The 24,720-nt window shown below is 31.4% G+C and carries 18 protein-coding genes and 1 riboswitch; of the genes, 13 read left to right on the forward strand and 5 right to left on the reverse strand.

Annotation, left to right across the window (positions count from 1 at the left end):
• The first annotated feature begins 110 nt into the window (after positions 1-110).
• The 3 genes from BR66_RS22990 (at position 111) to BR66_RS0102595 (ending at position 4,010) form a co-directional block, all read left to right on the forward strand.
• Positions 111-1,766, forward strand: a complete 1,656-nt coding sequence (locus tag BR66_RS22990; RefSeq protein WP_051624070.1) for an oleate hydratase — start codon at positions 111-113, stop codon at positions 1,764-1,766.
• A 79-nt stretch (positions 1,767-1,845) separates the two neighbouring features.
• Positions 1,846-1,949: riboswitch (purine riboswitch) on the forward strand.
• Between the two features lie 154 nt (positions 1,950-2,103).
• Complete coding sequence (locus BR66_RS0102590; protein ID WP_026881492.1) at positions 2,104-3,417, forward strand: nucleobase:cation symporter-2 family protein; 1,314 nt, start codon at positions 2,104-2,106, stop codon at positions 3,415-3,417.
• Positions 3,418-3,437: 20 nt separating this feature from the next.
• Positions 3,438-4,010, forward strand: a complete 573-nt coding sequence (locus BR66_RS0102595; RefSeq protein WP_026881493.1) for a xanthine phosphoribosyltransferase — start codon at positions 3,438-3,440, stop codon at positions 4,008-4,010.
• A 69-nt stretch (positions 4,011-4,079) separates the two neighbouring features.
• Here BR66_RS0102595 and BR66_RS0102600 read toward each other — a convergent pair whose 3' ends face one another.
• Together BR66_RS0102600 and BR66_RS0102605 are read right to left on the reverse strand one after the other, a co-directional pair.
• Positions 4,080-4,394 carry a hypothetical protein gene (locus tag BR66_RS0102600; RefSeq protein WP_026881494.1) on the reverse strand — a complete coding sequence of 105 codons (315 nt, stop codon included), beginning with the start codon at positions 4,392-4,394 and terminating at the stop codon, positions 4,080-4,082.
• 119 nt (positions 4,395-4,513) lie between these two features.
• The gene (locus tag BR66_RS0102605; protein ID WP_026881495.1) at positions 4,514-6,214 is read right to left on the reverse strand and encodes a methyl-accepting chemotaxis protein; all 1,701 of its coding nucleotides are present in this window, start codon (positions 6,212-6,214) and stop codon (positions 4,514-4,516) included.
• Positions 6,215-6,558: 344 nt separating this feature from the next.
• Between BR66_RS0102605 and BR66_RS24680 the strand changes: the two genes are divergently transcribed.
• The 9 genes from BR66_RS24680 (at position 6,559) to msrB (ending at position 17,349) form a co-directional block, all read left to right on the forward strand.
• Positions 6,559-7,119 (forward strand): TetR/AcrR family transcriptional regulator, encoded by a 561-nt coding sequence (locus tag BR66_RS24680; RefSeq protein ID WP_051624071.1) that lies wholly within the window; start codon positions 6,559-6,561, stop codon positions 7,117-7,119.
• 22 nt (positions 7,120-7,141) lie between these two features.
• Positions 7,142-7,546 (forward strand): ferritin family protein, encoded by a 405-nt coding sequence (locus BR66_RS0102615; protein WP_026881496.1) that lies wholly within the window; start codon positions 7,142-7,144, stop codon positions 7,544-7,546.
• Positions 7,547-7,599: 53 nt separating this feature from the next.
• Entirely contained in the window at positions 7,600-8,763 is a 1,164-nt protein-coding gene (locus BR66_RS0102620) for an iron-containing alcohol dehydrogenase (RefSeq protein WP_026881497.1), read from the forward strand.
• Positions 8,764-8,946: 183 nt separating this feature from the next.
• The gene (locus BR66_RS0102625; protein ID WP_026881498.1) at positions 8,947-9,666 is read left to right on the forward strand and encodes a LytR/AlgR family response regulator transcription factor; all 720 of its coding nucleotides are present in this window, start codon (positions 8,947-8,949) and stop codon (positions 9,664-9,666) included.
• Positions 9,663-10,394 carry a sensor histidine kinase gene (locus tag BR66_RS0102630; protein WP_035795332.1) on the forward strand — a complete coding sequence of 244 codons (732 nt, stop codon included), beginning with the start codon at positions 9,663-9,665 and terminating at the stop codon, positions 10,392-10,394. Before BR66_RS0102625 ends, BR66_RS0102630 begins: the two co-directional genes overlap by 4 nt.
• Before the next feature lie 100 nt (positions 10,395-10,494).
• Positions 10,495-12,348, forward strand: coding sequence for an ABC transporter ATP-binding protein (locus BR66_RS0102635; RefSeq protein WP_026881500.1), 1,854 nt, complete (start codon positions 10,495-10,497; stop codon positions 12,346-12,348).
• A complete protein-coding gene (locus tag BR66_RS23000) occupies positions 12,341-14,242 on the forward strand; it encodes an ABC transporter ATP-binding protein (RefSeq protein WP_051624072.1) in 1,902 nt (633 codons plus the stop codon). The genes BR66_RS0102635 and BR66_RS23000 overlap by 8 nt, the downstream gene beginning before the upstream one ends.
• 121 nt (positions 14,243-14,363) lie before the next feature.
• Entirely contained in the window at positions 14,364-16,742 is a 2,379-nt protein-coding gene (locus BR66_RS0102645) for a bifunctional metallophosphatase/5'-nucleotidase (protein ID WP_026881501.1), read from the forward strand.
• A gap of 154 nt (positions 16,743-16,896) precedes the next feature.
• Positions 16,897-17,349 carry a peptide-methionine (R)-S-oxide reductase MsrB gene (msrB, locus tag BR66_RS23005; protein ID WP_051624073.1) on the forward strand — a complete coding sequence of 151 codons (453 nt, stop codon included), beginning with the start codon at positions 16,897-16,899 and terminating at the stop codon, positions 17,347-17,349.
• A gap of 57 nt (positions 17,350-17,406) precedes the next feature.
• Here the strand turns inward: msrB and BR66_RS23010 are convergent, their stop codons facing one another.
• Together BR66_RS23010 and BR66_RS23015 are read right to left on the reverse strand one after the other, a co-directional pair.
• Positions 17,407-19,764: a sensor domain-containing protein gene (locus tag BR66_RS23010; protein ID WP_051624074.1), complete on the reverse strand. Its 2,358-nt coding sequence runs from the start codon at positions 19,762-19,764 to the stop codon at positions 17,407-17,409.
• Positions 19,765-19,951: 187 nt separating this feature from the next.
• Positions 19,952-22,087, reverse strand: coding sequence for an EAL domain-containing protein (locus BR66_RS23015; protein WP_051624075.1), 2,136 nt, complete (start codon positions 22,085-22,087; stop codon positions 19,952-19,954).
• Positions 22,088-22,399: 312 nt separating this feature from the next.
• Between BR66_RS23015 and BR66_RS0102665 the strand changes: the two genes are divergently transcribed.
• A complete protein-coding gene (locus tag BR66_RS0102665) occupies positions 22,400-23,242 on the forward strand; it encodes an aldo/keto reductase (protein ID WP_026881502.1) in 843 nt (280 codons plus the stop codon).
• 485 nt (positions 23,243-23,727) lie between these two features.
• On the opposite strand, the gene BR66_RS0102675 is transcribed toward BR66_RS0102665, so the two are convergent.
• Positions 23,728-24,702: an FAD:protein FMN transferase gene (locus BR66_RS0102675; RefSeq protein ID WP_026881504.1), complete on the reverse strand. Its 975-nt coding sequence runs from the start codon at positions 24,700-24,702 to the stop codon at positions 23,728-23,730.
• Positions 24,703-24,720: the final 18 nt, after the last annotated feature.

Raw genomic sequence — 24,720 nt, forward strand, 5'->3', positions numbered from 1 at the left:
ATAAAATACCCCTGTTTAGATTTATATTTAAGATATAGCCAATGCCTAGGCAATTAAAATTTGCTTAAGCTAACAGCGTATTAAATAAATGCTCAAATGGAGGTTTTTAAATGAAATTTAATTTTGATCAAACTATTGATGTGGAAAAAACAAATGCTTATATGGTTGGTGCTGGACTTGCATCAATGGCAGCTGCTATATTTTTAATTCGAGATGGGCATGTTCCAGGAAAGAATATTCATATATATGAGGAATTAAATGTAACAGGTGGAAGTATGGACGGAAATGGTAATGCTGATGATGGTTATGTAATCCGTGGCGGAAGAATGTTTGATAGAGAAGCTTATGCCTGTACATTTGGAATAATGGAAAGCATTCCATCATTAACTGATCCTAAAGTTTCAATACTTGATGAATTTAATGCTTTTAATAAAAAAATTCATACCCATGCAAAAGCTAGATTAATAGATAATGATGCTAAAATAACGGATGTATCAACTCTAGGATTTAATCGTGAGGATAGATTAGCACTAGCAGATATATTAATTCACTCTGAAGATTCTTTAGGAACAAAAAGTATTAAAGAATGTTTCCCAGAATCATTTTTTAAAACAAATTTTTGGCTTCAGTGGACTACACTTTTTGCCTTTGAGACTTGGCACAGTGCTGTAGAATTAAAAAGATATCTTCATAGATTTATCCAAGAATTACCACGTTTAAAAGATTTGTCTGGAATACGTCGTACACCATATAATCAATACGATTCAATGTTATTACCTATGACAAAATGGTTAAAATCACAAGGTGTTAATTTTGAATTAGACTGCCGAGTTACTGATTTTGAATTTAAGCCATCAGAAACTGAAACTACAGTTACAGCATTTAAATGTGTTAAAAACGGAAAAGAAACTATAGTAAAAGTTGGCGAAGGAGACCTTGCTTTTGCTACTATAGGTTCATTAACAGCGGGAACAAGCCTTGGCTCAATGACCACGCCAGCAAAAATTAATGATAAAACTGTAGGTGGAGCATGGGATCTTTGGGAGAAAATCGCTAAAGGACGCCCTGAATTTGGTAAACCACAGGTGTTTGATCAGCGTGTTGAAGAATCAATGTGGCAGTCTTTCACAGTTACCCTTAAAGATCCAACAATGTTTAAGAAAATAATAGAATTCTCAGGAAATCAGCCAGGAACTGGTGCTCATATGACATTTAGAGATTCTGCATGGCTCATGACAATAGTACTACACAATCAACCACATTTTCTTAGTCAACCTGAAAGCGTACAAATTATATGGGGCTATTCGTTGTTCCCATATGCAAAAGGTGATTTCGTAAAGAAGAGAATGGTAGATTGTACTGGAGAGGAAATATTAACAGAGGTATTATATCATCTAAATTTCAAAGAGGATATGGAGAAAATCCTTAAAACATCTATTTGTATACCATGTATATTACCTTTTACAACTGCACAATTTTTAACTAGAGCAAAAGGGGATAGACCACAAATTATTCCAGAAGGTTCAACTAACTTAGCATTACTTGGACAGTTCTGTGAAATACCAGATGATGTAGTATTTACTATGGATTATTCCGTAAGAAGTGCACAAACTGCTGTTTATAAATTCCTAAATTTAAATAAAACAGTTACGCCTATCTATAAAGGACAACACGATATTCGTGTAATGATTAATTCTGCCATTGAACTTTTAAAGGATGATAATCTAAGTGAAGAATTGGTTGCATTAAAGTCTTTACTAAAATAATAAAAAATGAGTCCTAAGCTTTAAATTGAAAGCTTAGGACTCATTTTTTTATTCATAATAGTGACTCTTATGATATAATGGTTTATATCATACAAAAACTCGTATAATATCGGTGATTTGGTCCGAAAGTTTCTACCTGCTAGCCAAAAGAAATAGCAGACTACGAGGTAATGCGTTTTAAAGATGTATATAATATTGTTTATATATATCTTATTAAGCCCAGTATCTCAATTTTTTTTGAGGTGCTTTTTTTGTTTTCATTAAACTAGGACATGTATATATAAGTGTTTATGTATGAGTAAATTTATTTTTTAACATAGAAGGAGAAGAATACAACATGGAAAAACTAAAGAATAGTGATGTTAGTGATGAACTAAATTATGGAATTGAAGATAAACCTAAAACTTTAATACAAATTTTGCTAGGATTTCAACATATCTTTGCTGCTTTTGGTGGAATTATAGTTGTTCCAATAGTCATTTCAGCCGCACTAAAATTTGATGCAAAAACATCCACTGCTTTAATCAGTAGTGCAATATTAATGGCAGGTATAGCTACTTTTATCCAGTCAAAAAAGATAGGCCCAGTAGGAGCAAAAATAGCTTGTGTTATGGGAACAGATTTTACCTTTGTGGCTCCAGCTATTGCAGTAGGTTCAAAGTATGGATTACCTGGAATTTTAGGCGCAACTATTTTAGGTGGAGTACTTGTAATTATTTTAAGTTTTTTTATTAAACCTTTAATGAAACTATTTCCACCAATTGTTACAGGAACAGTTGTTACATTAATAGGTTTAACTCTAATACCTGTGGCAATGGATTGGGCAGCAGGTGGAGCAGGATCAAAGGATTATGGAAGTTTAAAAAATATCGGTATTTCACTTTTAATAATGATAATAACATTACTCATAAATCACTATGGCAAAGGGCTAATTAGTAGTGCATCGGTAATAATAGGAATGTTTGTAGGGTATTTAATTTGTATCCCTCTTGGTATGGTGAATTTCGGTTCGGTTTCCAGTGCAAGTTTAATATCACTGCCACAAATTTTAGCACATGGCGTAAATTTTAGATTAGATGCAGTACTACCATTTGTACCAGCTTATCTAGTTTCAACGATTGGAACTGTTGGATGTATTAAGGCAATTGGTGAAGTATCAAAAGTAAAATTAGATGATAAACGTATTGGCGCAGGTGTTTTATCGGATGGTGTTGGAAGTATGCTTGCAGGCTTTTTTGGAGCAATGCCAAATACCTCTTTTAGTCAGAATATTGGACTTATATCATTAACTAAGGTTGCAAGTCGTTACGTTACAATGATGGCAGGAATCATACTAGTCATTTTAGGATTATTACCTAAATTTTCGGCACTTATAAATATAATGCCTCAGCCTGTCCTTGGTGGTGTAGGAATTGTAATGTTTGGAACAGTGGCAGCAGCTGGAATTCAAACTTTAAGCAAAGTAAAAATAAGCAACAGGAATTTATTAATTATGGCCACATCTATAGGTCTTGGTCTAGGGGTTACTTTCCGTCCCGATTTTTTAGCTAAACTTCCGGATGCTCTAAAGATGATATTTTCATCGGGAATTTCAACTGGAACAATTACAGCATTAGTATTAAATTTAATATTAAAAGAAGACACAAAATAAAAATCATTGAGGAGTAATAGATGAAATCATTAAAAAAACGTATAATTGAAGAAGGACATGCATTAAATAAAGATGTTTTAAAGGTTGATTCATTTCTTAATCATCAGGTAGATGCTAATTTAATGTATGAAGTAGGAACATATTTTAAGGATTATTTTAAGGAACATGGAATTACAAAAGTATTTACAATTGAAAGTTCGGGTATTGCACCAGCGGCTATGGCAGCACTACAAATGGATTTGAAACTTATAATATTAAAAAAACAAAATTCTAAGATTTTAAAGGGAGAGGTTTATCAGACTACGGTGCATTCATTTACAAAGGATACAGACTATGAATTAACCCTTTCTAAGAAATATATAGGTAAAGATGATAAAGTTTTGCTCATTGATGATTTTCTCGCAAATGGTGAGGCTGCAATGGGTGTAGCGCGTATAATTGAAGAAGCAGGAGCTAAACTTTCTGGGATAGGAATTGTCATTGAAAAATCTTTCCAGCCTGGAAGAAAAATATTAGAGAATAAGGGATATGATATATATTCTTTAGCTAGAATAGCTAGATTAGACAAAAATGTAGTTGAGTTTTTAGATTAAATTCATTAGTGATTTGTAAGATTTTTAATGAAAAAGGTTCTGACGATTTTGTTAGAACCTTTTTTATATCTAAATTTCGTCATTAATACTTTCTAGCATAGTAGCAAATTCTTCTGGACTTTTTATATCTAAGTACATATCAATAAGTGTCTTAGTAGACATTTTATTATAGCCTTTAGTACCATTTTCTAGTATTTCACTTAAAACGGTGATAAAGGTTTCGTTACTTTTATCTATATTCTTAAGCATCTTATCTGTTTTGTTTTTAATTAACTCATCTTTAATTTTGTCTCTTAATAGTTCTGAGTAGTTTTCCATATATTTTTGTATTTCTTCAGGGTACTGAGAATAATTACCAGATATAATATCTTCAAATTTAAACACGGTATCACTTCCAATCATAAATAAAACTGATTTTATTATATCTAAAGTAGGAGCAAATATCAAATAAAAAAAGGTTCCTACGATTTTTTGTGGGAACCTTTTTTTAGGCAGTTATCTTTTTATAGTTTAAATTTAAGTACCATTTCATTTAATCTTTGTGCAAGTTCTGTCTGACTCTTTGCTGTCATTGATACTAAAGCGATGGATTTTGTAGTTTCTTCAACACTATCTTTAATTGTTTCAGCATTTTCAGATGATTTTTGTGAAATATCTGCCATATTTCCTACAGCTACACTGACTTGATTAATTGTAGCATTAAGTTCTTCTGACATTGAGGCTATTTCCTCCGACATTTTACTTATAAAATGGGAATCATTATAGTACTGGTCAGCTGTATCTATAAAAGATTCAAATTGCGAATTTACATTTGTATTTATAAATTGTAATATTTCATTACTGTGATCAGATAGATTTTCAAATGCCATTTGGACTTTTGAAATCGTTCCATGGATAGAAGTTACAGCATCAGAGGACTGCTCAGCAAGCTTTCTAACTTCATCTGCAACAACTGCAAAACCTTGACCATGTTCTCCTGCTCTTGCAGCTTCTATTGCAGCATTTAGCGCTAATAGATTTGTTTGATCTGCAATTTTTGCTATAGTATCAGCCATATTACTTATTTCTCCAACTACTTTACCATCTTCAATAGATTTTAATATCTTTTGTTTTTGTTTTTCATAAACATTGTTAGATTCTTGTATGGAAGATTTGGCCTTGGCTTGTACATTTGTAGCTCTATCAATGGACTGGCTTGAATTGTTACTTCCTTCCATGGATTTATCAGATAATTCATTTATACTTGCATCAACTTCTTGTATTGATGCTGTAATTTCTTCAGCTGAAGCACTAGCTTCTTGAACACCATTAGCTATTTTTCCAACTGCATTATTTATGTTTTCTGACTTTAGTGCAAGCTCTTCAACAGTTACTGAAAGTTCCTCACTAGAAGCACTCATTTCCTGGGAATTTTCTATAATTGTTTTCACTAAGTTTTTAACATTTTCTTGGGCTGTATTTAGTGCTGTTGCAGTTTCAGAAAATTCATCACCTCTTGTTGTAGGAGCAGGGGTGGATAGATCAAATTCAGCAAGCCTTTCTGCTAAATGTTTAATTTTCAATAAAGGCTTATTGATATTCTTTGAAACAATAATACCTAAACCTATTGCAAGTAAGACACCTACTATAATTAATAGGATGATGATTTTATTATCATTTTTAAATAATGAATTATTATTATTGCTTAAATTTTTTGTTGCGGTAAGATTATTATTAATATTCTTATTTAAACTGGAAGTCATTGCATTTGCTATTTCAGGGATATTGTTATACTGAGCTAATGCGTCATCATAACTATTTGATTCAATGGATTTTAATATATCTTCACTTAATTTAATATACTTTGCCTCTTGAGATAAGTAGGCCGTCCATGTTTTATCCACAGCTGAATTTACTTGTAAATCACTTAAATTTTGAATATATTGTTGAATCTCAGCTCTATTTTTATGGATGTCAATTTCTAAATCAGCTTTTGCAGAATCATCACGTATATAAAGTAATTTTAAAAAATCATTTTGAATTTGTGTTAAATCCTGTTTACTGGCCTCCGACATAAAAACACTTTGCATTCCAACAGAATACATGGCATTTGAGTTATTAGATACAGTTTTTAACGATAATGATGATATAACACCCACTACCACAATTAATAAAGCAACTAATACAAATGATAAAACCAATTTTGTCCTTACTTTTAATTTCAAAATAGGTCCCCCTTTCAAATCTTAATTTATTATTGTAACTTTAAGCTAAAAAATCACCATTTATATATTAACCAATGAGTTGTATGGGTTATATGGGTTATAATATATTATATATTATAATAAAAGTAAATTCTACATTTTTATCATTTCTTTTTTTAATAATCAGCAATATATGGTGTGAAAAACCACCGAATTATCTAAAATTAGCAATGAATGATTTATTTCATCATAAATATCCACGAATACGTATTGTAAAAAAAGGTTAAAATATTGACATTTAATCATTTATAATATAATCTGATATATGAAATGAATGTTCATTCCAAAGGAGGATTTTTAATTTAATGGATAAGAAAGCTTTGATTTTGCGAAGTACACTAAAGCTTATTACTGAAAATGGTTTTCACGCAACACCTGTATCTCTTATTGCCAGTGATTCTGGCGTTGCAGCAGGGACAATATATAGGTATTTCAAAAATAAGGATGATATTATTAATGAGCTATATGCCTATGTAAAAAAAAATTTTAATGATGCTATTTTAGAGGGCATGCAAGAAGGAATTACGGAAAAAGATGAGTATGGTTTGAAGTGGAAAAATATGATCAATTATTTTATTAAAAACCCTTTAGAGGCTAAATTTATGGATCAGTTTGCTACATCTCCATTTATAAATAAAGATATAGTTAAAAGTAGTTTGGCTAGGTATTCCCATCTAAAAGATCTTTATAAAAGAGCTATTAACTCTCAGACCATTAGGGATGTGTCCTATGAAGCTGTAATGGTAGCCATGCTTGGAACAGTAAATCAATTATATAGAACAAACAATTCAGATATGTTTAAAGTTGATGAAAAAGTTATAAATGAGGTTTTTGAAATTTTTTGGATTGGAATAAAAAAAATATAGTTATTTATCAGGAGGATTTTATATGAGTATTTTTGGAATAACAAAAGGAACAGAATTGGAAGAACAAGTAGATAAAAATTGCATAGGCGAAGAAAAGGGAGCATCACTTTACACTGCTTTAGCATTGCTAGCTAAAGAAGGCGGTCAGGATGAAGTCTCAGAGGCACTTTTAAATATTGCTATGGATGAAGCACGACATGCTGGCTTATACGCTGTACTAAATGGACATTCAAATCAAGATATTTTTAACACTCTAAGTAAAATGTCGCCACTTGAAACTGCAGCTGGAGATAGATTATCTGAATTTGCTAAACTTGCAGGTAATCTTGGATTAGATGAGGCTGCTGATAAAATTCAAGCTGTTGCATTAGATGAAGTCCGTCATGGTGAAGTGCTTAAAAGTCTAGTAGAGAAATTTTCCAGGTAAAAGTAATAAATAAGTAAGGTAAAAACTAATATTAAAATAGAGGAGATTATACTATGTTAAATTTTGATTATTCAATCCCTACAAAAATATTTTTTGGAAGGAATAAAATAGAAGTACTTGCAGAGCAAGTTAAGAATTATGGTTCTAGAGTTTTACTTGTCTACGGCGGCGGTAGCATAAAAAGAAGTGGTTTATATGGCAAAATTGTGGACATTTTTAATAAAAGTGAGATAAGTTTTTTTGAACTACCAGGCGTGGAACCTAATCCAAGAGTAACAACAGTAAAAAAGGGCGTTGAAATATGTAGAGAGAATAAAATAGATATTATACTTGCTGTAGGCGGAGGAAGTACAATTGATTGTGCAAAAGTTATAGCAGCAGGTTATTATTATGATGGCGATGTTTGGGATATAGTTGTTGATCCAAGAAAAATTACTAAGATTCTTCCAATTGCTACGGTATTAACACTGGCAGCTACTGGTTCTGAAATGGATGCAGGTGCAGTAATTACAAATTTAGCAACTAGTGAAAAATTAGGTACTGGACATAAAGACATGAATCCCAAGTTTTCAATACTGGACCCAACTTATACATTTTCAGTACCTGCAAATCAAACGGCAGCGGGTACAGCAGATATAATGAGTCATATTTTTGAAGTTTATTTTAGTAATACAAATTCAGCTTTTGTGCAAAACAGAATGGCAGAAGCACTTCTTAAAACTTGCATAAACTATGGTAAAAAAGCTATTGATGAGCCTGAAAATTATGAAGCAAGATCAAACTTAATGTGGACTTCAAGTCTTGCTATAAATGGTCTATTAAGTTATGGAAAAGAAACAGAGTGGAGTGTTCATGGAATGGAACATGAATTAAGTGCATTTTATGATATTACCCATGGAGTTGGACTTGCAATTTTAACACCACATTGGATGGAATATGCGCTTAATGACAAAACATTAAATAAGTTTGTTGAATATGGAGTAAATGTTTGGGGACTTGATGCTAGTGGTGATAAATATGAAATCGCTCATAGTGCTATAAAAAAGACTAGAGAGTTTTTTGTAACATTAGGTATACCTTCTACATTAAAAGAAATTGGAATTGGGGAAGAAAAATTAGAGAAAATGGCAAATCAAGCTACAGTGAGAGGAAATCTTGGCAGCTTTAAGCCTTTAGAAGCTGAGGATGTATTAAACATATATAAAGCTTCTTTATAACTGGAAGCTTCAGCATATTTATTATTTATTGAAAAATACAATTCACCAATAAAAGACCATCGGATTATAAAAAATAATTCGGTGGTCTTTTATTAGCTACAATATACAACAAAAGTGTATATTGTAAAATTTACTTTGTAAAGGTATAATTTGTTTTAAGATAATTGAAATGAAGGGGATACTATGCAAAAAAAAATCGCCATATGTGATGATGAAGAACTGCAAATAGAGTTGCTTTCAAAGTTTGTAGTAGATTGGGCAAAAAAATCATCAAAAGACATTGAAATCTCATCATATAAAAGTGCTGAAAGTTTCTATTTTCAGTGGAGTAATGATAAAAGCTTTGACATTTTGCTTCTTGATATTCAAATGCCTGGTGAAAACGGAATTGAACTGGCTAAAAGGATCAGAAAGTCAGATGAAAATCTGTCCATTATTTTTATTACAGGTTTATCGGATTACATGGACCAGGGTTATGATGTATCAGCTCTTCATTATCTTATAAAGCCTGTGAAAGAGTACAAGTTGTATGCTTGCCTTGATAAAGCTTGTAGGAAAATAATTAGACAACAGAAATTTATCATGGCTTATGCTAACAGCATGAATATACGTATTATGCAAGAAAATATTGTTTACGTGGAAGCCTTTGCCCATGGCGTTTTAATTCAAACTACAAAGAATAGTTACGAAGTCAATAGGAGTATAGGAAAACTTGAAAAAGAACTTGATTGTACAATGTTTGTTAGATGCCATCGTTCTTATTTGGCTAGCTTAAAATATATTTCTAAAATTGGCAAGTCAGGTATTACCCTTGATAGCAATAAAATAATCCCAGTTAGTAGAAGGATTTATAATGATATTAATAAAGCATTTATAACTTACTACAGGGGGAATAAATCATGAGATATTTAATATATATTGGAGCTTTGCTAGTGGCCATAACTTTAATTCTAACAAGTATAATACTTGTCAGAATTAGCATAGCTCATCTTGTAGACAAGCATATTTCTGCTTATCAAAATGACTTAATAACAAAACATTATGATGAGGTACAAAATATTTACAAGCAAATGCGTGGATGGCGTCACGATTATCATAACCATATCCAAGCTATGAAAGCATATGTTACACTAAATCAAATACCTCAGCTGGAGGAATATCTGGGAAGGCTTGACTCGGATCTAACAACCATTGATACTGTTTTGAAAACAGGAAATATAATGGTTGATGCAATTTTAAATAGCAAGATATCTCTTGTAAAATCTAAAAAAATCAATATAAATGCTAAAGCTGCGGTTCCTAAGAAAATAAATATATCAGAAATTGATCTTTGCATTATAATCGGAAATCTCATTGATAACGCAACAGAAGCTTGCATGAAAATCGAAAATGAAAATCATCGTTTTATACGTGTATATATAGGTATATTAAAAAATCAGCTTTATATTTCAGTTTCAAATTCTGCTAGTGGAGAAGTGAAAAAGATAAACAAAGAGTATATTAGCACCAAAGATAAAAACCATGGATTTGGTATTAAACGTATAAATACAATTATAAATAAGTATGATGGATATGTGAACAGGCAGAACGAACCTGGTGTTTTTGCTACTGAAATAATGCTACCATTATAGAACTTTTTTACCATTCGTGCACTGTGGAATACCATTGGTGCACGTTCTTAATTTTGAAGGTTAAAATAAGATATTATACTGGATAAGGAGATGATATTTAATGGCCAATGATAAAAAAAACCAAAGGCATAAAAGTAAAAAGCCATCCTATACAGTATGGAATAATATGCGTTTTATTATCGGTAACCTAGGGAAATGGGATAAAAACCTACTTATATTATGCGGCTTTCGTATACCGGCGCTAGTATTGCTACCTCTTTCTGCAATTTATTTACCAAAGCTTGTAATAGATGAATTAACTGCAAAAGCAAGTCCGGAAAGATTAATAGCTGTAGTAGGTGGTTATACGCTAATAGTTGCATTATTAAATGCATTTGATAGTTATGCCAATGGAAAAATTGAATGGAGTGCTCAATCTTACAGATTAAGATATATTAATCTGATCAGTATAAAAACCATGGACACTGATTATGAAAATATTGATAATGAAAAAGGTCAGGCAAAATTACAAAAAGCACTTAACAATGTGAATAACAATGATTGTGGAACTGTGGCTATTATAATTTCTTTGGTGCAAATTATTGCTAGTTGCCTTGGGTTTATTCTCTATGGCAGTATAATTTCTATGTTAAATCCACTGGTTGTTATTTTACTGATTATTACTACTTCAATAAATTATTTAATGCTTCGATATGTGCGTAATTATGAGCATGGAAATAAGGACAACTGGGCACCTATTGATAAAAAAATATACTACATTGAGACAAGATCAGGAGAGTTTTCAAATGGGAAAGATATCAGACTTTATGGTATGGTGGACTGGTTTCAAAAAATGCATAGTTTTTTTATTAATGAACGATTAAGTTGGACAAAAAGGGTTACCTGGAGGCATTTCTTATCCAATATTGTAGATGGCATTTTAATATTCTTTCGTGATGGTGTTGCCTATGGCTATTTGATATATATGATACTGGCAGGGAAACTTTCGGTGGCAGATTTCGTACTATTTTTTGGTGCAGTTGCTGGATTTTCCAGTTGGCTCTCAGGGATTATAAATCAAGTTAATGAAATAAACGTAAAGAGTCTGGATTTATGTGACCTTCGTGATTATCTTGATATGCCGGATAGGTTTAACCGTGGCAAAGGCATTCCTTTACCTAAAGAAGATGACGTGCCTTGCAATATAGAATTTAAAAATATAACTTTTTCTTATCCTGGCAGTGAAAATAATGTGATAGAAAACTTTAATTTGAAAATTAGCAAAGGTGAAAAACTAGCCATAGTAGGTATTAACGGTGCTGGTAAAACTACCTTAATAAAATTGTTGTGTGGCTTATACCATCCGTCATCTGGTGAAATTTTACTTAATGGTAATAATATTTGTAAATATAACCGAGATGAATATTATACACTTTTCTCCGCGGTTTTTCAGGATATTCGCATAATGCCTGTATCAGTTGCAAAAAATGTGGCACTTTGCAATGAGAATAAAATAAATAGAGAACGAGTGATAATGTGTCTAGAACTTTCTGGATTAAAAGAAAAAATTGATACCCTCAGCGATGGTATTGACACAATGCTTATGAAAAACATAAATGAAATAGCCATTGATTTATCTGGTGGAGAAATGCAAAAACTTGTTCTCGCCCGTGCTTTATATAAAAATGCACCAATTATCGTGCTAGATGAACCTACAGCTGCGCTAGATCCTATTGCAGAAAATGAATTATATTTAAAGTATGGAGATTTAACAAAACATAAAACTTCAATATTTATTTCCCACAGGTTATCAAGCACTCGCTTTTGCGATAGAATAGTATTTCTTAACAATGGAAATATAGCTGAACTTGGTTCCCATGATGAGCTTATGAACATTAATGGTAAATATGCCCAAATGTTTGAAATACAGAGCCATTATTATAAAGAGAATATTGGAGGAGAGGCAAATGTTTAATATTACTCCCAAATTAGAATCTTTAAAAGATGATATGAAAATGTTAATTAAAGGGTTCAAATTATTAAATAACATGCTACGATGGGTTCTTCCAATAACGGCAATGACGGCACTTTTTAGTTCTGTGTACCCTTTTATCAATATATATATGTCTTCACTTATTATTGATGAATTGACCACCAACCGTAAATTGAACACATTGATTTTTTATGTAGCAGTTACAATTACGCTTAATTTTACTATTCTTTTAATAGGTAACGGACTATCTCATTTAAAAGATATACAATCAAATCTGATTTATAACAAACAGGAGATGATGATAAACAACAAGGTTTTAATAATGGATTTTGAACATGTTGAAAATCCACAAATTGAATTGATGCGCCGTAAAATATCAGAATGCAGAAATATGTGTGGTGGAGGAGTATGTCAACTGTTATATGGATTTGATCGATTAATAAAAAGTATAATAACAATTTTAGTTTCGGTATTTTTCGTTTTTAACCTTTTTACAATGGCAAAAAACAGCTTAGATAAAGGGAGTGTTGCTATAATAAATTCACCTCTTTTATCTATTATCTTGATTGCTACAATTTTAGCATCAACTTTTTTAACTATGGTTACTAACACAAGAAGTAGTAAAAAACAATTTAATATCATGGATAAGTTTATACCAATGAACCGTATGTTTAATTATTACTTTGGTGAATACATTGACGGTTACAAGGCAGGTAAAGATATAAGAATATATAATCAAAAGGAACTTGTTGAAAATGAAGCTATGTCTTTTTTACATAATGGCAATAAATTGTTTAAGGATATTGGCAATATTAAGGGTGGATACAGTAGTATAAATGCGGCGATTTCATCATTTCTAAGCGGCGTGGTTTACATATTTGTTGGATTAAAAGCACTAATTGGAATATTTAGTGTGGGTAGTTTAGTTAAATACACTGGAAGCATTTATCAGTTTACTAATGGATTTTCACAGCTTATGACTAGTTTTACTGATTTGAGAACGAATAATAAATATTTGAAGCTTTACTTTGATTTTATGGATATAAAAAATGTAAAATATCACGGAACCCTTCCTGTGGAAAAACGAGAGGATAACGAATATGAAATTGAATTTAGGAATGTTTCTTTTAAATATCCTGCCTCAGAAAAATATGTGTTAAAGAATTTGTCACTGAAGCTTCATATTGGTGAACGTCTTGCCATTGTTGGTATGAATGGCAGCGGTAAAACTACTATGATAAAGCTACTTTGTAGACTTTATGATCCTACACATGGGGAAATCTTGCTTAATGGTATAGATATTAAAAAGTACGATTATAAGGAGTATATTAGCATATTTTCGGTGGTTTTCCAGGATTTTAAGTTGTTTTCCTTCTCTTTAGGTCAGAATGTGGCAACTTCTGTTGAATTTGATAAGGAGAAAGTATTCCAATGTCTTAGTAAAGCAGGACTCGGTAAGCGCATCTCAGAACTTCCTAAAGGCGTAGATACTCCTCTTTATAAAGATTTTGATGAGGATGGGGTTGAAATATCAGGAGGTGAAGCTCAAAAAATTGCTATTGCACGAGCTTTATACAAAGATGCACATTTCATTATTTTGGATGAGCCAACTTCAGCACTGGATCCAATTGCTGAGTTTGAAATATACTCTAAATTTAATGACATTGTAGGTCATAAAACTGCAATATATATTTCCCATCGTTTGTCATCTTGTCGCTTTTGTGATAATATAGCAGTTTTTCATCAGGGTGAAATCATACAGCGTGGAAGTCATGACGTGCTTATATCAAATGAAAATGGAAAATATCATCAGCTTTGGACGGCACAGGCACAATATTATTCAAATGAAACTTCTCTGCAGCATGGGGAAAATTAGAATGTTAGGTGGATTTTACACTAATAAACAAAGCTTAATAATATTAATGCTCATAATATATTATAATTGTAATTATATAACATATAAAATTCTATATTCAATTATTTATGAGGGGGATATTATGAGAAGTAAATTTCACAAAAAACTAGTATTGCATATTTTATCTTTAGCAATGATACTTAGTATTTTATTTGTGCAGCTTCCTGTTTTAGCGGCAGCAGATACATTACCTACAAAAATAACAATATTTCATACTAACGATATGCATGGACGTTTGCTTGATGCATTTAATACAGCAAAACCACCAGTACTAACTCAAATTGGGTCGGACTACGTTGCGGCTATTAAGAAAAGTACACCAAACTCACTGCTAATTGATGCAGGTGATGCAACACAAGGGGTACCATTCGCAACTATAAGTAAAGGTGCTGACGTAATCAGATTGATGAATGCAGCAGGATATGATGGTATGGCACTGGGAAATCATGAATTTGACTATGGTAAAGCTCAAACATTATCTAATGTAGCGCTTGCAAATTTTCCTATAGTTTCAGCAAACACAATTCAAAATGGACAACCTTTGCTTGCAGGTATAAACGGTAATAACGGATCTGATTTTCTTAAAACTGTTAATGGAGTTAAAATTGGTTTTTTTGGTATTATAACACAAGAAACAGTTTATAAAACAAATCCTTCAAACCTTCAAGGTGTAACTTTTGAAGATCCCATAGCAACTTCCAAAACAGAAGTTACTAAGCTTAAAGCAGAAGGCGCCACTGTAGTAGTGGGAATAATGCATATTGGTAATGATTCTTCAAGTAGCCCAATAAGTGATGATATTGCTCAATCGGTTAACGGTATAAACGTAATAATTGATGGACATAGTCATACAGTTGAAAACAAATATGTAAATAAAACACTAATAGTGCAAACAGGCTGTTACAGTGTAAATCTAGGTAAAATTGATATTACGGTTGATGGAGCGGGTGCGGTAACTGCAAATGAGAACATGATATCTGCAGCAAACGCTACATCTTATACTCCTGACGGAGCTGTTAAAGCTTTAGCTACTCAAATCAATGCTTCACAGACTCCTATATTTGCTAATGTTGTTGGTAGGATAAACAACTCTTTATGGGGCGGAACAGTTAATGGTCAATCAGTTGGAAGACTTGGTGAAACAAACCTAGGAGATCTAGTAGCTGATGCCATGGTAGATAGTGGTAAGTCACAGATAAAAGGAACTTCTTTCGATGGACTTCCTGTAATTTCATTAGAAAATGGTGGAGGCGTTAGGGATTCTATTCCTGAAGGAGATATAAATCAAGGACAAATAACAACAGTACTTCCCTTTGGTAATATTTTGTCTCTAAAAGAAGTGACGCCTGCAACTCTTTATAAGGTTATTGAAAATGGTGTTTCTAAAATAGCAGGGCAAGACTCTACTACAGGTATAATTACTGGTGCAGATGGTAGGTTCCCTCAAATTTCTGGTATGAGATTTGAATACAATCCTGCAAAAGCTGCATTAAGTAGGGTAACCAAAATAGTGCTAACAAATGCAGACGGCACTGATAAGCAAGCGCTTGATCCTAGCGATACCACCACCAAAATTGTATTAGTTTCAAATGATTATGAGGTTGGAGGAGGCGATGGTTATACAATGCTTGGGAGTCTAAAAAACATTGGTGAAGGCAATGCACTAGATGTTATAGCTTCTCAATATATAACAAAACTTACTAAGCAAGGAGGAGGTAGTTTTGCTTATCCTTCCACTCAAGGAAGGGTAAAGGCTATTTCAAGCTATGCAAACAAACCTTATACGGCAACTATTGCTGTGAAAAATGGTTCAACTGCAGCAATTAATACTAAGGTAATATACTCAATAGATAATTCTAGTATAGATGCAGCAACTACTGATTCCAATGGAATATTAACCATTGCAAACATTTTCTCAGGTGCCCATACCGTAAGTATTATTGCAAATGACCAGGATGCAGATGTGTATATCAATGATTTAATAGGTTCAAATACATCGGAAAATGTAATAGCATCACTTCAATCATCAGATGCAAGTGTAGCTCAAAAAGTAAGTGATATAATTAATTCACTGCCTTCAAAGATTACACTTTCAGATAAAGATTCAGTAGCCAATGTTAGATTAGCTTACAACAATTTAACAGCTACGCAAATGGCTTTAGTAGATAATTATAGTAATCTAACTGTGGCTGAAAAAACTATTACTCAACTTGAATCTACTCCAGTAAATCCAGTGGATATAACACCAATAGCAACCACACCAGTAAATTCAACAGCAAATCCATCATCAGGCAGTATAAAAAATAGTGCTTCAAGTAATTTGGCTATTAAAACATTACCACAAACGGGATCACCAATAGATACTAGCGTTCTTGTTATACTAGGGTCATTATGTTTTGTAGCAGGAACAATAACATTAATATCAGAAAAGAGAAAAAAGAATAGGGCGCATGTAGCTTGATTAAATTATGCAGCTAAAAGTTACAATAAAAAACCACTGAATTATATAAAAATTCAGTGGTTTTTTATATGAGTTTATAGTTGCGATTTATTACTAAAAAGGTATAATTAACTCATAAAATATAAAACTATAAATGGAGAAAGGCGATGTTAACATGGAAAAAAAGAAATATCCAAGACCAAGCAATGCAGAACTAAAAAACAAATTAACTGATATCCAGTATAAGGTTGCCGTAGAGAACAACACTGAAAGCGCTTATAAAAACGAGTATTGGGATAATAAAGAACCAGGGATATACGTAGATGTAGTAACAGGTGAACCATTATTTTCATCCGGAGAAAAGTATGATTCTGGATGTGGATGGCCAAGTTTTACAGCTCCAATGGACTTAGGATCAGTAAATCTTAAAAAAGACAATAGTTATAATATGGATAGAACGGAGGTACGAAGTAAAAGTGGGGATATTCATCTAGGACATGTATTCGATGATGGTCCCGAGGAAAAGGGTGGCAGGAGGTATTGCATAAATAGCGCATCTATAAAATTCATTCCTTATGAAAAAATGGCAGAACAAGGATATGGAGATATTAAGGAGCATATAAAATAATTCCTAATGCATATAAACCACTCTGATATGAAATTTAAGGTCAGAGTGGTTTTTTATTTAATGTGTCCATATATTATTAAGAGCTTTTTCAACTTCTTCTCCAGGCATTGGTTTACCTAAATAATAACCTTGTATATGATCAATTCCAGCTTCTTTCAAGTAATCGTACTGAAATTTATCTTCTACACCTTCAGCTAGTGCTTTAATATCTAATTTATGGATTAATGAAATTATGGATTCAATAAAGTCATTTTTATGATTTGATATATTAATTTCATCAACAAAGGACTTGTCAATCTTTAACAAGTCGATGGGAAGTTTTTTTAAATAGCTTAGGGATGAGTACCCGGTACCAAAATCATCTAATGAAAGCTTGATTCCAGATTTTTTTAAATTCTTAAAAATATCTAGAGCAAAATCAAAATTATCAATTAGAACATTTTCTGTAACTTCCAGTTCTAAATCACAAGGATTTATGCCGGATTTAATTATAGTAGCTATAACATTATCGTAAAAATCCCCAAGTTTTAATTGAATTGGAGAGATATTGACAGCCATTATGATATCACTGCTATATATATCATTGATTTTTTTTGCAAAGTTGCAAGCGGTATTTAAAACCCAATCTCCAAGAAGTGAAATAAGACCTGCCTCTTCTGCGATGGATATAAATTCTAGGGGATTCATAAACCCAAGTTCAGGACTATTCCACCTTATTAAAGCCTCAAGACCACGAATTTTTTGTGTGTTAACATCAAACTGTGGCTGATAATATAAAATAAATTCCTTCTTTTGTATTGCTTTTCTAAGTAGAACTTCTATATTAATTTTTCTAACCAGTTCATTTTTCATATGAATATTAAAAAATTGGTATTTGTTTTTACCAAGATCCTTTGCTCTATACATTGCAATATCTGCACTTTTTATTAGATCATCAGGGGAGCTTCCGTCATCTGGAAACACAGAAACACCAATGCTAGATGTAATATTAATAGAACTATTTTCTATGTGAAAAGTTTCATTAAAGACGGATAAAATGCCATCAATAATAGGCAGAATTCCATTTGTATCATCTACATTTTGAAGAAGTACAGCGAACTCATCGCCACTTATTCTAGCAACTGTATCGCTGCCTCTCATGCATCTTTTTAGCCTTACAGAAGCTTCTTTTAACAGTTCATCGCCAAAGCTATGACCAAGTGAATCATTAACCCTTTTGAAATTATCCATATCAAGAAATAAAACAACTAATTTAGTGGCAGCTTCTTTGGCGATTTGGAGTTCTTTTTCTAATTTATCAAAGAAAAAGGTTCTATTAGGTAAATCTGTAAGATCATCATAATAGGCCATACGTCTTATAATCTGTTCACTTTTTTTTGATTCTGTGATATCGTGATTTGTGCCAGTTACGCCTATAACATTATTTTTCATATCAAATATAGGAGAAAGGGTTACAGTGAATATTGTATCTTCATTGTATTTGTTCTCAAATTTAATTGTGTTTCTAGAGTTAACCACTTTTTTTATATTTGTTTCCAGCTCTTTTGCTGCACTAGCACATACAATATCATTTATATTTTTTCCAATGATTTTATTTTCAGGAATGTTAGTAAACTGAGAAAATTTATTGTTAACCGTAATAAAAATACCATCAACAGTGCAACTATAAATAATATTTTGCGAATTATTAACAATAGTTTTATACTTTTCTTCACTTAGATCTAGTAACTCTTTATTTAAAATTATCTCATCAAGTTGTTGTTTTAATTCTTCGTCAGAGGCTGCAAGTTGTTCGTATAGTGAACTCAATTCGTCATTATTGTTTTTTAGGATTATTTCATTTGTTTTTTTTGCAGTTATATCTTGAATCACACCTAGAACCCTTAAGGCTTTACCATTAATATCATATTCAACTTCTGCAACAGAATGAATATGTCGTCTTTCACCATTATCTTTTCTTTCAATTCTAAATTCTATGTCATATTTTAAATTTTCTTCAATTAAAAGCTTCAGTGCAGTATCCATTTTAGATCTATCTTCTGGTACAACGACATTTTTTATATAATCTAGGGATAATATTCCATCTTTTGTACTTACTCCATAAATCTTAAAAGCCTCTGCAGATCCAATAGTAAGACTATTTATCAAATCAAATTCCCAGTTTCCTATTTTTCCAATAACTTGAGCTCTATTTAAACGTCGTTTACTTTCAATCAACTTATTGTTAGTTATATGTAATTCGTTAATCTGATTATGTAATTCACGGTTAGATGCTACTAGTTTCTCATGAATCTCAATGGCTTCATTTTCTAATAAATCAATTTTTCTAAGTAATTTTATCTTAGATAGCTTAAATTTATTTGTGTTACTAATTTTTAATATTGAGTGAATTTTGTTAACCGCTGGTCTAAACATAACGTCACCTCTATAGGATTTATTGGATTAAATTTATATGAATAAATTAGCATACATCTTAGTACTTATAATAACATACAATTCGACACTAAAATCCAAAATCCTTCAAAATCCTAGGAACTAAAAACATACTGGAAAATAAAAAAACATGGATAGATTTAATCCATGGACAGTGGTTATGAATAAATTAGAGCGCCCATGTTCCAGCCAGTGCGTTCTCAACGTCTAGTGCTGGTAAAGGTTTTCCTAAATAATAACCCTGTATATTATCAATGCCGGCATCTGCTAAGTAGTCATATTGAAATTTATCCTCTACTCCTTCCGCTAATGCCTGAATATCCAAGGTGTGGATCAATGAAATTATAGATTCAATAAAGTCATTTTTAGGATTCATCATATTGATTTCATCAACAAAAGATTTATCAATTTTGAGTAAATTAATTGGAAACTTTTTCAAGTAGCTTAGAGATGAGTAACCAGTTCCGAAATCGTCTAAAGATAGACTAACTCCATATTTTTTCAGATCATTAAAAATTTTTAAAGAAAATTCAAAATTATCTATAAGGATATTTTCTGTAACTTCTAGCTCCAAATTAGCTGGGTTTATACCGGATTTATTAATTGCTTCAATAACACTATCATAAAAATTAGTAAGTTTTAATTGAACTGGGGATATATTAACAGCAACTGTTATATTACTGCCATAGATATCATTGATTTTTTTGCCATAGGCGCAAGCCGTATTTAAAACCCAGTTGCCTATTTCTGAAATAAGGCCAGTCTCTTCTGCTATGGATATAAAGTCCAGAGGATTCATAAAGCCTAGCTCCGGGCTATTCCATCGTATCAATGCCTCAAGTCCACGAAGCTTTTTTGTTTTAGCATCAAACTGCGGTTGATAATATAAAATAAATTCATCTCTTTTAATTGCTTTTCTAAGCATTACTTCTGTATTAAGTTTTCTAAGAAGTTCGTTTTTCATATGAATATTAAAAAATTGATATTTATTTTTACCAAGATCTTTTGCTTTATACATTGCAATATCTGAGCTTCTTATTAAATCTTCCGGTAATTCTCCATCTTGTGGAAATACTGATATACCAACGCTAGATGTCATATTAATGGAACTAGTTCCAATAAGAAAAGTTTCATAAAACACATTTAAAATATTATCAATAATAGGGAGGAGTTCATTTGTATTTTCAACGTTTTTAATAAGTATGGAAAACTCATCACCGCTTATTCTAGCAACAGTGTCACCATCCCGCATACAGGCATTTAGTCTTCTTGAAGCTTCCTTAAGCAATTCATCTCCAAAAGCATGGCCAAGTGAATCATTAACTCTTTTAAAATTATCCATATCAAGAAACAAAACGAATAATTTGGTGGAATTTTTAGTAGCCATATGAATTTCTTTTTCTAATTTGTCAAAGAAAAATGCTCTGTTTGGTAAGCCTGTTAAATCATCATAGTATGCCATTCGTCTTATGATTTGTTCACTTTTTTTTGCTTTTGTGATATTGTGATTTGTACCAGTAACTCCTATAACTTTATTTTTAGCATCCAAGATAGGTGAAACCGTTACAGTAAATATGGCATTTTCACTATAGTCAATTTGAAATTTAGTAGTCTGCCCTGAATTAATAACTTCTTTAATAGCTTCTGAGAGTTCTTTTGAACCATTATAAAAAGGTAGGTCAATGATATTTTTTCCGATGATTTTGCTTTCGGGAATTTTTGTGAATTCCGAAAATTTATTGTTTACTGCAATAAAAACACCATTGGTATCACAACTATAAATAATATTTTGCGAATTATTAATAATAGTTTTATACTTTTCTTCACTTAATTCAAGCAATTCCTTACTTAGTAGTATCTCGTCCAGTTGTTGTCTTAATTCTTCTTCCGAAGCTGCAAGCTCTTCATACAGCGCATTAATTTCTTCATTTTGTTTACGTAAATCTTCTTCAGACGCTATTAATTCCTCATTTGTAGCCTCAAGCTCTTCATGAGCTAAGGTTAATTTTTCATAGCTTTCATTAAGTTTAGTATCTGATAAATGTATTTTATTTAGCATGTTTTGTATTAATATATAAATCACATATGATGATACAAAAACATAAAGCCAACCTTTATATGTATTTATCATTGCTAGAGTATCTTTATTACCAATAAGTTTGTCTGCAATTAAATTTGAAAACAAAATCCAAATAAAACCCACCAAAAAATATGTTATACCTATTTTAGCTGGTTCATATTTAAATTTATTCTTATTATCAATTTTTAAGATTGAAAAATTCTTTTCATCTGTTGATCTAAACATAATATCACTCCAATATCATTTTATGGACTTATATATACCTTACATGAATTTTACATTATCTATAATAAAGTATAGTTCGACTATTTTTGTAGGAATCCTCTAATGTAATAGTTATTTTTATTTTTTTCCTATATTTTAACATACACAATCAGTATTTAACTTAGAAATTTGTAATTATTTCATGAATATAATTATGGAATAAAATGTTTAAAATAACTTAATAATTTTAAATGAATGCTCGGTTGTGATAATTTATTAGGTGGTATATAGTAAGGGTATACTAATAATTATTATTAAGGAGGCATTATTATTATGGCAAATAATTTACAAGATACAGTAAAATTAAATAATGGCATTGAAATACCTTGGATAGGGTTAGGTGTATTTAAAGTTCAAGATGGTGAAGAAGTTGTAAGCGCTGTAAAGGCAGCCATTAAAAATGGATATCGTAGTATAGATACGGCTGCTGTTTATGGAAATGAAGAAGGTGTGGGTAAAGCAATAGGAGAAAGCCTTAAAGAAAATGGTCTTTCAAGAGAAGAATTATTTATAACATCAAAGGTTTGGAATGCAGACCAAGGCTATGAATCAACTTTAGCAGCTTACAAAAATAGTTTAAATAAGCTTGGATTAGATTATCTTGATTTATATCTTATCCATTGGCCTGTGAAGGGAAAGTATAAAGAAACTTGGAGAGCTTTAGAAACTATTTATAATGAAAAAATGGTTCGTAGTATAGGTGTAAGTAATTTTCACGTTCATCATCTTGAAGATTTGCTTCAAGATTCTGAAATTATCCCAGCCATTGATCAAGTGGAATTTCATCCGCGATTAGCGCAAAAGGATTTAAGAAAATTTTGCAAGGATAAAGGCATACAATTTGAAGCTTGGGCACCTCTAATGCAGGGTCATTTATTTGATAATGCTATTTTGAAAAGCATCGCTGAGAAGCATGGTAAATCTATTGCTCAAGTTATTATTCGTTGGGATCTTCAAAATGGAGTTGTAACTATTCCAAAATCCATAAAAGAACACAGAATTATAGAAAATTCAAGTGTGTTTGATTTTAATCTTACAAGAGAAGATTTGGAACAAATTGATTCATTAAATGAAGATCGTCGAGTTGGATCGGATCCAGACAATTTTAATTTTTAACACTAATTCACCCAACAATTAAAAAGGATGTAAGTAGCTTTGTGAAATCTAAGTTACTTACATCCTTTTATTATTGCAAAAGAAAATATGTCAATATATGAAATAAAAGTGTACCAGCTAGCATAATAGCAAGGATTATGTGAGTATACAACCAAAATATTTTATGTTTCATATATGTTTTTCTGAAATACTTCATAAGTATCCCTATCAACGTGACCAAAATCATCAATAATAAGCTAATATAGCCAGTGGAGAATTCAATATGGGATAGATTGTTTCCAGCATGAATAAAACCTATAATTATTGCTATTATACCGAAAATACAATGATAATCTAATAACTTTTTAGCTGGTAAATTTATTTTAAAGCTCAGGTTTTTAAATCTCTTGAATAAACCGTAACTACAACTTAAGATAAAAAAAAGCAATGTGAGCCAACCAAACAATTCATGGACCATAAATAAAACACTCCTATATTTTGTCTATTTAAAACAATGTATCTTGGATATATTCAAATCCATGGCTAGAACTGTTAAAAATAAATTTTTCTTTTGCGCCATGAGTTACATAAATTTTTTTGTCTGAAGTAATAAATATAGCGTCTATACCATTAGTTTTCTCTACTAGTTCCATACCGTCTATAAGACCAAGAATAAATATGCCTGTGGATAGAGCATCTGCCTCCATAGAATTTTTTCCTATTATAGTAGCACTTATTATGCCTGAATTAGCGGGATAGCCTGTATTTGGATCAAGAATATGATGATATTTTATATTATTTTCTTTGAAATATCTCACATAATCTCCAGAAGTCACAACCGTTTCATCAGAAATTTTTATAACTCCTATATTTTTTCCTCGTGGCTCAAATGGGTTCTGAATCCCAATTAACCAAGGAGAATTATCAGGCTTGTTTCCAAGGGTTAATACATTACCACCAATATTGATAAATGCAGATTTCACGGCATTCTTTTTATAAATCTCAATAATCTTATCTGCTGCATAACCTTTAGCTATTGCACCTAAATCAATTTTTTGACCTGCTTTTGATAGCTTGGCCGATTTTTTTTCTTCATTCAAGATGATATCTTTGTAATTTATTAAATGTAGTATATTTTCAATTTCTTCTTTTGCTGGAATCCTCTGGTTTTTGCTGAATATACCCCATAGTTTAACCAATGCTGCTGCAGTTATATCAAAGGTTCCATGGCAAAGTTCTGAATACTCTTTGGACTTTTTTATAACTTCAAAAGTTTCTTCATCTAAAATAACTTCATTTTTCCCAGCCTCTAAGTTAAGTTTACTAATTTCACTAGTACTAAGATAAAAACTCATTAACCCTTCAAGTCTTTTTAATTCATGTTCACCTAGGATGGAAACGTCTTTTGCATTAGTGCCATAAATTCTTTGAATTATGTTAGTACCCATACCAAAACTTTCAAAATCCTCAAATTGCTCCATATATACTCCTCAACTTAA

It is taken from the genome of Clostridium akagii DSM 12554, assembly GCF_000686725.1.
In the GTDB taxonomy this organism is placed as follows: domain Bacteria; phylum Bacillota; class Clostridia; order Clostridiales; family Clostridiaceae; genus Clostridium_I; species Clostridium_I akagii.